Source organism: Pseudomonas sp. ArH3a (assembly GCF_022648765.1).
Taxonomy (GTDB): Bacteria; Pseudomonadota; Gammaproteobacteria; order Pseudomonadales; family Pseudomonadaceae; genus Aquipseudomonas.
Genome location: NZ_CP080330.1, coordinates 3,164,493 through 3,175,702, shown reverse-complemented (window position 1 = coordinate 3,175,702; position 11,210 = coordinate 3,164,493). Strand labels below are relative to the sequence as shown.

Genomic DNA, 11,210 nt, shown 5'->3' with positions numbered 1-11,210 from the left:
CGGTGTGTCAGTCGATGAATTCGGTGACTGACACAATGCTATCGCGGGCAAGCCCGCTCCCACAGTTAGATCACCTACACCGGTAAATCAGCGCAAGGCGCGGCGCAGTACTTTGCCGACGGTGGTCTTGGGCAGTTCGGTGGTGCGAAATTCCACATACCGCGGCACTTTGTACCCTGTCAGGTATTCCCGGCAGTGAGCGAGGATCTGTTCCTGGGTCAGGTTCGGGTCTTTGCGCACGACGATGATTTTCACTTTTTCCCCGGTCACAGCGTCTTCCACGCCGATGGCCGCCACTTCACTCACGCCTGGGTGCAAGGCCACCACGTCTTCGATTTCATTGGGGTACACGTTGAAGCCCGAGACCAGGATCATGTCTTTCTTGCGGTCGACCAGGCGGATATAGCCGCGCTCATCCATTACGCCGATATCCCCGGTCGACAACCAGCCCTCGGCATCCAGCACCTCGGCGGTTTCCTTCGGGCGCTTCCAGTAACCCTGCATCACCTGCGGCCCACGCACTTGCAGTTCGCCCTGCTCACCGATGCCGGCCAACTCGCCGTCCTCGCGCATAAAGCGCACCCAGGTCGACGGCAATGGCACGCCAATGCTGCCGGTAAACTCCATCTCGCGCATGCGTGAGATGTCGATGGGGCTGATGCTCACCACCGGCGAGCATTCGGTCAGCCCGTAGCCCTCGATGATCGGCAGCCCGGTCACCTCCTTCCAACGCTTGGCCACCGCCGTGTGCGTGGCCATGCCGCCGGCAATCACCATGCGCAGGTCGGAGAAGTCCCGCGCGCAGAATTCCTTGTTTTCCAGCAAGCCATTAAACAAGGTGTTGACCCCGGCAATCCCGTTGAAACGCTCTTTGCGCAGGATCATCTGCACGCGCTTCACGTCGCGCGGGTTGGCGATCAGGATGTTGCGCCCGCCCAGGCACATGAACATCAGGCAGTTCACCGTCAGGGAAAAGATGTGGTACAGCGGCAACAAGGTGACGTTGGTTTCTTGCGTGTCCTGGTCCAACTGGTCACCGACCCAGGCCTTGGCCTGCAACAGGTTGGCGATGATATTGCGGTGGCTGAGCATCACGCCCTTGGCGTCCCCCGTGGTGCCGCCGGTGTATTGCAAGAAGGCCAGCTCATCGAGGTTCATCGCCACCGGGAGGTGATTGAGCGCCCGCCCCTGTTTCAGCACCTTGTTGAAGCGCACGGCGCCGGGCAGGTTGAATGTGGGCACCTGCTTTTGCACGCTGCGCAGGATGAAGTTCATCGCCGCGCCCTTCAAGGTGCCGAGCAAGTCGCCGATGGCCGCCAGCACCACGCGCTTGACGCTGCTGCCGGCCACAACCTTTTCGAGGGTGTGGGCGAAGTTTTCGAAGATCACCACCGTTTCGGCGCCGCTGTCCTTGAGCAAATGCTTGAGCTCATGGGCGGTGTACAGCGGGTTGACGTTGACCACCACCGCACCGGCCAGGATCGTGCCCAGCAGGCAGATCGGGTACTGCAAGCAGTTGGGCATCATCAACGCCACACGGTCGCCTTTCTTCACGCCCTGGCCCTGCAGCCACGCGGCAAACGCGATGCCTTGCACCTGCCAGTCGGCATAGGTCATTTCGGTACCGATGCTGACGTAAGCGACGCGTTCGCGGAACTTCTCCAGGTGTTCCAGGAACACCTCACGCAACGACGGATACGCCTCGATACCCGCCTCAATGTCTGCCGGCACGCCGGGCAAGTAAGCGTTCAACCAGATCCGTTCGGCGTGTTCCAGGCTTACAGCGTTCATGGCAGTCTCCTTGTTATTGTTTTGGGTAACGCTACTTTTCGACGATGGCGGTAATGCCCAGCCCGCCCGCCGCGCAGATCGAAATCAAGCCGCGCCCGCCACCGTTCTCATGGATGGTTTTGGCCAGCGCCGCCAGTTGCCGGCCACCGGTGGCGGCGAACGGATGACCGCAGCCGAGCGAGCCGCCGTTGACGTTCATCTTGCTGCGGTCGATGGCGCCCAACGGGGCGTCCAAGCCTAGACGCTCGCGGCAATAATCGGCGTCCTCCCAGGCCTTGAGGGTGCACAGCACCTGAGCGGCGAAGGCTTCGTGAATCTCAAAAAAATCGAAGTCGGCAAAGCTCAGGCCTTCGCGTTTGAGCATGCGTGGCACCGCATAGGCCGGTGCCATCAACAGGCCCTCGGCGCCGTCGACAAAACTCACCGCCGCCGTCTCGCCAGTGCGCAGGTAGGCCAGTACTGGCCAGCCATGTTCAGCCGCCCATTCTTCGCTGGCCAGCAGCACCACCGAGGCGCCATCGGTCAGCGGCGTGGAGTTGCCCGCCGTGAGGGTGCCGTTCTGGCGGTCGTAGGCCGGGGACAGCCCGGCGAGCTTCTCCAGGCTGGCGTCGGCGCGCAGGTTGTTGTCGCGCACCAGGCCACGGTAAGGGCTGATCAAATCGTCAAAGAAGCCACGTTGGTAGGCCGCATCCAGGCGCTGATGGCTGGTCAGGGTCAACTCGTCCTGGGCCAGGCGTTTGATCTGCCAGCGCTTGGCCATTTCTTCGCAGTGCTCACCCATCGACAAACCGGTGCGCGGCTCGCCATTGCGCGGCAGCAACGGCTTGAAAAACATCGCCGGTCGCACCTTCAGCAGCGCTTTCAACGTGTCGCCAAGGCCTTTGGCGCGATTAGCCGAGAGTAAGGTGTGGCGCAGGGATTCATTGATGCCGATGGGCGCATCGGAGGTGGTGTCGGCCCCCCCGGCAATGCCCACTTCGATCTGGCCCAGGGCGATTTTATTCGCCACCAGCAACGCCGCTTCCAGGCCCGTGCCGCAGGCTTGTTGCACGTCGTACGCGGGCGTTTCTGGCGACAGCGTGGTCGACAACAACGACTCACGCGCCAAGTTGAAATCCCGCGAATGCTTGATCACCGCGCCCGCAGCAAACTCGCCCAGGCGCTGGCCGTGCAGGTTGTAGCGCTCGACCAGGCCTTGCAAGGCGGCGACCAGCAGGTCCTGGTTGCTGTCATGGGCATACACACTGTTGGAACGGGCAAACGGAATACGGTTGCCGCCGATAATCGCCACACGGCGGGTCGGGGCCGGGTTGAAGCTGTAATCACTCATGGGTGGCTCTCATTCCAAATAAACAGCCCACGCATATGCGGTTTATCACCGGCAAAGTTGCGCACTTCGAACTCACGGCGCGGGCCGGTTGCCGGGCGACTCCACAGGGCGACCTGGCCGGGCAGGAAGATCGGCAGTTTGAAGTCGCAATGCGCTTGCGCCTGATCCAGACCACCCGGCGGTTGCTGGGCCGCCAATGCGCGGCCCAAGGTCCACATGCCGTGGGCGATAGCACGGCGAAAGCCGAATATTTTGGCGCCGATCACCGAGGTGTGAATCGGGTTGAAATCCCCCGAAACCTTGGCAAACCGTCGGCCGAGGTCGGCGGGCAGCACCCAGCGTTGGGTGCGTAACAGGCCGTCTTCCTGCAACCCCAGCACGTCATCCCACGGTTCACCGACCGGTTTTTTCACGGCGCGACGCAGGTACAGGCTGTCGCTCTCCCACACCAGCGCGTCGGCGCTGTAGGCCCGCGTGGCGATACTCAGCGCCTGGCCTTTGGGATGCGCGACCCAACGCTCGCAAAATACCTCCAGGCGCAGCGCCTGGCCTTCGTGCAAGCGCTGGTGCTGACGAATGCGATTGGCCAGATGCACCATGCCGCTGGCCGGGTACGGAAAGCTTGGCCGCGTCAGCAGCATCAGGTGCAACGGGAACGCCAGCACGTGCGGATAGGACAGCGGCACGCCCTGCTCACGCCGGAAACCACAGGCGCGGCCATACGCGGCGATGTCACTGGCCGACAGCTCCACCGCCGCGCGCACCAACAGTGCCTGGGGCAGCAACGGCGCGCCGTCGAGCTTGGGTTTGCGCAGCGCGCGCACACCATCCAGTAACAGCTGGGTGCGTGAGGGTGGTGGGTCGATGATCTGCGTCACGTAGTCCATGGCTCAGGCTCCCAGCAGGCTTTGGCCGCACACGCGTACGACTTGGCCGTTAACCCCGCCGGACGCCGGATGGGCCAGCCAGGCGATGGTCTCGGCCACATCAATCGGTTGCCCGCCTTGGGACATCGAGTTCATGCGCCGCCCCGCCTCGCGAATCATCAGCGGAATTTTCGCGGTCATCTGCGTCTCGATAAACCCGGGCGCCACGGCATTCACCGTGACTTGCTGCTGCGCCGCCAACGGCGCCAGGCCCTGCACCAGGCCAATCACACCGGCCTTGGAGGTGGCGTAGTTGCTTTGCCCCAGGTTGCCGGCAATGCCGGAGATCGACGACACGCACACAATCCGCCCGCCCGGGTTCAACCCTTGGCTGTGCAACAAGGCATTGCTCAGCTGCAACGGCGCTTGCAGGTTGACCGCCAGCACACTGCGCCAGGCCGCCTCGGTCATCTTGGCGATGGTTTTGTCGCGGGTGATCCCGGCGTTGTGCACCACCACGTCGAAGGCGCCGTATTGGCTGACATGCGCCTGCAACAACGCGACGGCATCCGCGGCGGTGATGTCCAGCGCCAAGGCTGAGCCGTTCACACTGTCAGCGGCCTGGCGCAGCGCCTCCTGGGCTTGGGGCACGTCGACGCAAACCACATGGGCGCCGTCGCGGGCCAGCACCTGGGCGATGGCCAGACCAATCCCACGGGAAGCACCCGTCACCAGCGCACGCCGACCGGCGAAGGGTTTGTCCCAGTTCACGGCGACAGCGCCGTCCACCGGTTTTTCCAGGCGCACCACTTGCCCCGACACATAGGCCGAACGGCGCGACAGGAAGAAGCGCAAGCTGCTGTCCAGGGCGTGTTCGGCACCCGGCGCGACGTAGATCAATTGCACGGTGATCGCCCGGCGCAGCTCCTTGGCCAGCGAACGCACCAGGCCTTCAAGGGCACGCTGGGCGATGGCCTGGGGCAAATCCTGGCAATGTTCCGGCGCAGTGCCGAGCACCACCACGCGGCCGTGGTGGCCGAGGCGTTTGGCGTTGGCGTGGAAAAACACGTACAGCTCATCGAGCTGCTGTAAATCGAGCACACCCGTGGCGTCAAACACTGCGCCTTGCACCTTGACCGTGGACGGCGCCTTGAGGGTCGCCGGGGTGGCGGCGACGGTGTCGGTGGCCTCGAAAATCTGTTGCACCTGCGAGGCAAGCCGCCCTGCCCCGGCGACGATCACCGGGTTGGCCAGACCTGACTGGCCGCTGCGATGACGCTGCAACGGCAAGGGTTGCGGCAGGCCGATAGCCTGGGCCAAGCGCCGGCCCCAGGGGGAATTGACGAAGGATAGGTAGCTGTCACTCATAAAAGGTCCCACTCACAAAACAATCCTGCCTTGTAAACCCGATCAACTGTGGGAGCTGGCTTGCCTGCGATACAGACGGCTCGGTCTTGCCGATACACCGAGGTGATCCCTTCGCAGGCAAGCCAGCTCCCACATTCAACGCGTTCATTCAGTAAACGTATTCACTCACACCACGTGCCTTGCCTTGTAAACCCGCCACCTGTGGGAGCTGGCTTGCCTGCGATACAGGCGACTCGGTCTTGCCGATACACCGAGGTGATCCCTTCGCAGGCAAGCCGGCCCCCACAGGTGGACCGCGCTTCTCCTAGTTCACCGAGGCGTTTTCGCCTTGGGGGGTGCGGCGTTTGGCCTTGGGCTCCAGCGCTTGCTGACGCTGCTGCAACGCTTCGAGCAAGCCGAAATCCTGCGGGAAGTCGTCGACTTGAATGCCATGGTCGGCGTATTCCACATAGCGCCCCAGCAAGCTGTCTTCCTCGTCACTGATCAAGTCCAGCGCCCGCGCTTTGACGCGCCAGCCGGTGAAGGCCGTGGCGCAAATCGGCATCGGTTCGATCAGGCCTTGCTTGACCGCCGACTTGAGCCGCGCTTCGATCAGTTCTACCTGCGGCAACAAGCGCAAGCCCAATTCGCCGTAAGCCAGCTTGTCGATTTCCGGGCGTGGAATGTAGGAATTGGCCAGCAACCGGTCGCGGGTTTCGCCTGGGGTTTGCACCACATCCGCCACTTGCGCCAGCAAGCGGTCCGAGGGTTTACGCAGTGGAATACCGAACGGGAAACTCAAACCGCGCACCACGACTGCAGCGGCTTTGGAGGGGTAGTTATCGAGCACTTCGGCCAGGGCTTCATGGGCACGCAACAGCGCGTCTTGGGCCGACCAGTGCACCAGCGGCAGGTCTGCCTGGGGCCGTCCGTCATCCTCAAAGCGCTTGAGCACGCAGGACAGGATGTACAGTTGCGACAGAATATCCCCCAGGCGCCCGGTGATACTTTCCTTACGCTTGAGCGCACCGCCGAGTACGCCCATGGACACGTCCGAGATCAACGCCAGCACCACCGACAGCCGATTGGCCTGGCGGTAGTAGGACGCCAGCGCCGGGTCGGTCTTGGCCGGTGCAGAAAGCAGCCGCCCACCCGTCAGCGAATGCACCGCCGCGCGTACGGTATTGGCCAGCACAAAGCTCACATGGCCGAACATCGCGCTGTCGAATGCCTCCAGCGCCTTGCGCCGGTCCGGGTTGCGCGCGGCTTCCATCTCGCGGAACACATAAGGATGGCAGCGGATCAGGCCCTGACCAAAGATGATCAGGCAACGGGTCATGATGTTCGCGCCCTCCACGGTGATCGCAATCGGGCTTTGCTGGTAAGCGCGGGCCAGGAAGTTATTCGGCCCCATGCAGATACCCTTGCCGGCGACGATGTCCATGCCGTCGTTGACGATGATCCGCGCGCGCTCGGTGACGTGGTATTTGGCGATGGCCGAGATCACCGAGGGTTTTTCGCCGGCATCCAGGGACGCCACCGAGACCTTGCGCACCGCATCGCAGGCATACAAATGCCCGGCCATGCGCGCCAATGGCGCCTGCACGCCTTCAAACTTGCCGATGGGCAAGCCGAACTGTTTACGCATCGCCGCGTAGGCGGTGGTGCCGCGCACCGCGACTTTGCCCAGGCCGACGTTGGCCGAGGGTAAGGAAATCGCCCGCCCGGCTGCCAGGCATTCCATCAACATGCGCCAGCCATTGCCGACCTGTTCGCGGCCGCCGATGACCCATTCCAGCGGAATAAACACATCCTTGCCGGTGGTCGGGCCGTTCTGGAACACGGCGTTCAGCGGCCAGTGACGACGGCCGCTGTTCACACCTGGGTGGGACGTTGGAATCAACGCGCAGGTAATCCCCAGCGAGCCCGCCTTGCCCAGCAAACCGTCCGGGTCTTCGGCACGAAACGCCAGGCCCAGCACCGTGGCGATGGGGCCAAGGGTGATATAGCGCTTGTCCCAAGTCACTTTGAAACCCAGCACTTGCTCGCCTTCGTGCACGCCTTTGCAGACGATGCCCAGATCGGGAATCGCCCCGGCATCGGAGCCGGCATACGGGCTGGTCAGCGCAAAGCAGGGAATGTCTTCACCCCGCGCCAGGCGCGGCAGGTAGTAATTGCGCTGGGCATCGGTGCCGTAATGCAGCAGCAGTTCAGCCGGGCCCAGGGAGTTGGGCACCATCACCGAAATCGCCGCCGCCGAGCAGCGCGTCGACAGCTTCATCACCACTTGCGAATGCGCATAGTGGGAGAAGCCTTTGCCGCCGTACTGCTTGGGGATGATCATGCCGAGGAACCCGGCGTCCTTGGTGTACTGCCAGCCTTCGGGGGACATGTCCTGCCAGACCTGGGTGGTTTCCCAGTCGTTGGCAATGTCACAGAGGGTCTCGACCTCGTTGTCGAGAAAGGCTTGTTCTTCAGCGCTGAGGCTGGCCGGTGCGGCCTTGAGCAGGCGGTCCCAGTTGGGTTTGCCGCTGAACAGCTCGGCATCCCACCACACGGTGCCGGATTCGATCGCGGCGCGTTCGGTGTCGGACATGGCCGGCATGATTGTACGAAACAGGCCCAGGGCCTTGCTGGTCAACAACGCGCGGCGCAGGGGCTTGATCGCCAGCAGCAACGCGGGCAACACCACCAGTATCGCCGCGACGGTGGCGCCAAACCCGGCCACCACGTTGAACAGGTAACCCGCCGCCAGCCAGATAAGGCCAGCGCCCAACCACAGGGCGGCGACGGCTTGTCGATACGCCAGGGCAATCGCTGCTGCGAAGCCCACCAATAACCAGATAACCATGGGGATACCTCTACTTGATTCAGGGCGTGGCCGATGCGCAGGTCACTCGAAATGAGCGGTGGCGCAAGACCACACTACAAACTTGAAAAGCTAAATTCAAATTATGTTTTGAAATTTTTATTTAATGTTTTCGCGCAACAATAACGGGCTGAACGCGTCAGCCTGCTTGAACAGCAATCAGGGGGTTAAGCCGCGAGCACCTAGATGCGCTGGGTGCCCGGGCCGCAATGGTTTTAGAACTTGTAGGTAGCAGACAGACTGACGATGTCGCCTGAAGACTCAGCCGTACCGTCTAGTCGACCGCCACCAAGACGATCAACGTTTTGGGTTTTGATGTTGACCTTCTCGACAAACTGGTGCGAATACGCGGCATCCAGCGTCAAGCCCGGAATGGCCTTGATGTCGTAACCCGCACCCAGCGAGGCAAAGTAACGATCGCCGTCCGGGATACGTGGGTCACGCGTGGAGTTGCGCGTGGGGGTTTGGTCATACGCCACACCGGCCCGCAGGGTCAGCTCATCCGTGGCCTTGAAATCGCCACCCACGGAGTACATCCAGGCATCCCGATAGTTGTAAGGAATGGCAACGATCGTCGAGCCCTCGGACTTGAGTGTCAGGTCCTTGAAGGACGACCATTGCGTCCACATGGCGCTGAGACCCAAGGTCCAACGGTCGTTGAACTGGTGCACCCAGTCGATCGCGGCAGTCGCCGGAATATCCAGCTGAGTGCTGGCATTGGCGCCGTTGGGGTACAACTTCAGCCCAGGGTACGCCGTTTCGACCAGCGTCTTACCGGTACCGAAGACGGTGTCGTCGGTCATCAAGCCGTTGTTCAACGCATCAGCCCGGATGTTGTATTTACCGGTCAGCTTGTTTTTGATTTTGGCGTGGTAGTTAAGGCCCAACGAGTCTTGGTCAGTCGGTTTCCAGACAACGCCAGTAAACCAGCCAACGGAGACGTTATCGACCTTGACGCGCATCAGCGCGCTGCCGACGCCCGACGGAAACGCCCCATTGCCCAAACCGGGAGAGACCGACGCAGCCGAAAACAGATCGATGTTCTGGCTGACGAAGCCTTGGCTACGCTGGACGATCATGCCACCACCGATGGAGAAGTCGTCACGCACTTTGAACGATAACGACCCCGTCAAGCCGACGGTTTCGATTTTGGTGTCGACGGCGAAGTCGCGAAACTTGGAGTTTTCATTCCAAGTGGTACGCATCCCTTGTGGCACGACCTGACTGAGGCCGAATGCAAAACGGTCACCCATCGGGATGACCAGAAAACCGGTCGGCAACCAGGCGGTGAAACCGCCCTGGCCACCGTCATTGTTGTTGACGACTGCCGTACTCGGATCAAAGCTGGCATCGGGCATCACGGCGGTATTGGAGACTGGGTTGCCGGCGTAGTCGTAAGCCTGGCCGCTGTATTTGATCTTCACACGCGCATAGTCGACGGTCTGTTGAACCACGGCTTGGTCAACAAATGCCATGGCCGCCGGGTTGTTGTAAGCAGAACTTGGGTCGTTCTTGAACAGAGAACCGCCGCCGAACGCCCGCCCCCACCCAGGGGCACCGTAAGTCGGCGTCGAGAAACCACCCGCCTGCACGGGCGCTGTCGTCATCAGCCCCCCCAGTAATGCCAGCCCCAGCAGTGTTTGAGCCTGTTGTTTCTTAGTGATCATGCGGCACTCCTTATTATTATGCGCTCCCGGTATTGCCGGGTTTCCACGTCAGCCGGCACCTCTTGCGAGACACCGGCCTTTCATCGGGAGATCAACCCTTTGTCCTGCGACGCGCGCCCTTTATGGGTTAACGGTCAGACCGGCGGCAGTAGTGGTCAGCGATACAATGTTGCAGCCGCCGCTCAGCGCCTGGTTAGCCGCGGTGAGGGTGTGAGTCGCAGCGTTCCAGGCCACACTGATGGTGGAAGGGCCGCAATCGGTGGCTGGGATAACGATGGACTTTTTGATGGTGTAACCCACGTTCTCCACCTGGCCTGTAGTGCCCGACAATGCGGTCAGCTTCCAGCCTGGCGACGGGATGCTTTTGAGGGTTGGCAACGAGCAGAGGCCACCACCGGTCAGGGCGGCATTGTTGATAGTGGCAACGCCGCCACTCACATTACCGCTGAAGGTAATACCGCACGTCACAGAGCCCCCGAATGAAGACGGTGACTGCACGACGATGGAGCCTGCGGTGGTGGTAAAAGGACCTTCCGGGCTGATCGAAGCCGCGCTGGCCAGCGAAGCAGCACCCATGCAAACAGTCAGAGCAGTCAACGACACGAGAGTTTTCAAGCTTTTCATTGTTTTTCCTCACATGTTATGGCGAGTCATTTCGCCAGGGGTAATGGCCATGATCGAGAGGTCACGGTGAAACTGCAGAACTTCCCTTCCCAGCCAAATCTCAATTCAATTACCGCACCGTTTATTCGACCACTTTGAAGGTCGGCGGCATCTTGATCGACACTGTCTTGATCGTGCAGTCTTCGCCAATCGGCACATTGACGGCTTCCAACTTGCCGGTGGCGTTATCCCAAGTACCGTCGGCGGTTGAAGGGCCGCACTTGCCGCCCAGGCCAAAGGCATGAACATCCACGCTGATCTTCGACATGGAGCCGCTCTTGGTATCCTTGGCAACTAATACCCAAGGCAAGTTGATGGCTTCGACGCGGCTGCACTTAAGGCCGCCGTCAAATTCAACTTTATCGACATTCACCGATGAACCATCGGCCGCGACCTTGCCAGCCACCTTGATGGTGCAGTCGGCGCTGATCAGCGCGCCCTTGGAAAAGCTGATCGGCCCCTGGGCCGTAAAGGCGCTGCCGGCAGGCTCTATACGCGCGGCCTGGGCCTGGTGGTAGACAATCAGGCCCAGGGCGGCCAATACGACATGGGCGGTGAACTTGGCAGGGCTTTGCATAATGTACGTCCTTCCCTTGAAATTATTGTTGTTCGGGTCAAACCACTTTCTTGCAACTAAACCGCTAAACCTTGGGCGATAAAAACCTGCGCGATACACA

8 protein-coding genes are annotated in these 11,210 nt (G+C 61.5%); all 8 read right to left on the bottom strand.

Going from position 1 to position 11,210, the window contains the following annotated elements; genetic code table 11:
- Positions 1-87: 87 nt before the first annotated feature.
- Positions 88-1,791, bottom strand: a complete 1,704-nt coding sequence (locus K0P33_RS14505) for an AMP-binding protein (protein ID WP_242155854.1) — start codon at positions 1,789-1,791, stop codon at positions 88-90.
- Positions 1,792-1,822: 31 nt separating this feature from the next.
- Positions 1,823-3,121, bottom strand: a complete 1,299-nt coding sequence (locus K0P33_RS14500) for an acetyl-CoA C-acetyltransferase (RefSeq protein WP_094953519.1) — start codon at positions 3,119-3,121, stop codon at positions 1,823-1,825.
- A complete protein-coding gene (locus K0P33_RS14495) occupies positions 3,118-4,008 on the bottom strand; it encodes a MaoC/PaaZ C-terminal domain-containing protein (protein ID WP_242155852.1) in 891 nt (296 codons plus the stop codon). Before K0P33_RS14495 ends, K0P33_RS14500 begins: the two co-directional genes overlap by 4 nt.
- Before the next feature lie 3 nt (positions 4,009-4,011).
- Positions 4,012-5,355 (bottom strand): 3-oxoacyl-ACP reductase, encoded by a 1,344-nt coding sequence (locus K0P33_RS14490; protein WP_242155850.1) that lies wholly within the window; start codon positions 5,353-5,355, stop codon positions 4,012-4,014.
- Positions 5,356-5,659: 304 nt separating this feature from the next.
- Complete coding sequence (locus K0P33_RS14485) at positions 5,660-8,185, bottom strand: acyl-CoA dehydrogenase (protein WP_242155849.1); 2,526 nt, start codon at positions 8,183-8,185, stop codon at positions 5,660-5,662.
- A gap of 233 nt (positions 8,186-8,418) precedes the next feature.
- On the bottom strand, positions 8,419-9,870 hold the full coding sequence (locus K0P33_RS14480) for an outer membrane protein transport protein (protein WP_094951959.1): 1,452 nt from the start codon (positions 9,868-9,870) through the stop codon (positions 8,419-8,421).
- Positions 9,871-9,990: 120 nt separating this feature from the next.
- On the bottom strand, positions 9,991-10,494 hold the full coding sequence (praB, locus tag K0P33_RS14475) for an alkane oxidation protein activator PraB (RefSeq protein ID WP_083358168.1): 504 nt from the start codon (positions 10,492-10,494) through the stop codon (positions 9,991-9,993).
- Positions 10,495-10,615: 121 nt separating this feature from the next.
- Positions 10,616-11,110 carry an alkane oxidation protein activator PraA gene (praA, locus tag K0P33_RS14470; RefSeq protein ID WP_094951960.1) on the bottom strand — a complete coding sequence of 165 codons (495 nt, stop codon included), beginning with the start codon at positions 11,108-11,110 and terminating at the stop codon, positions 10,616-10,618.
- Between the last annotated feature and the right edge of the window lie 100 nt (positions 11,111-11,210).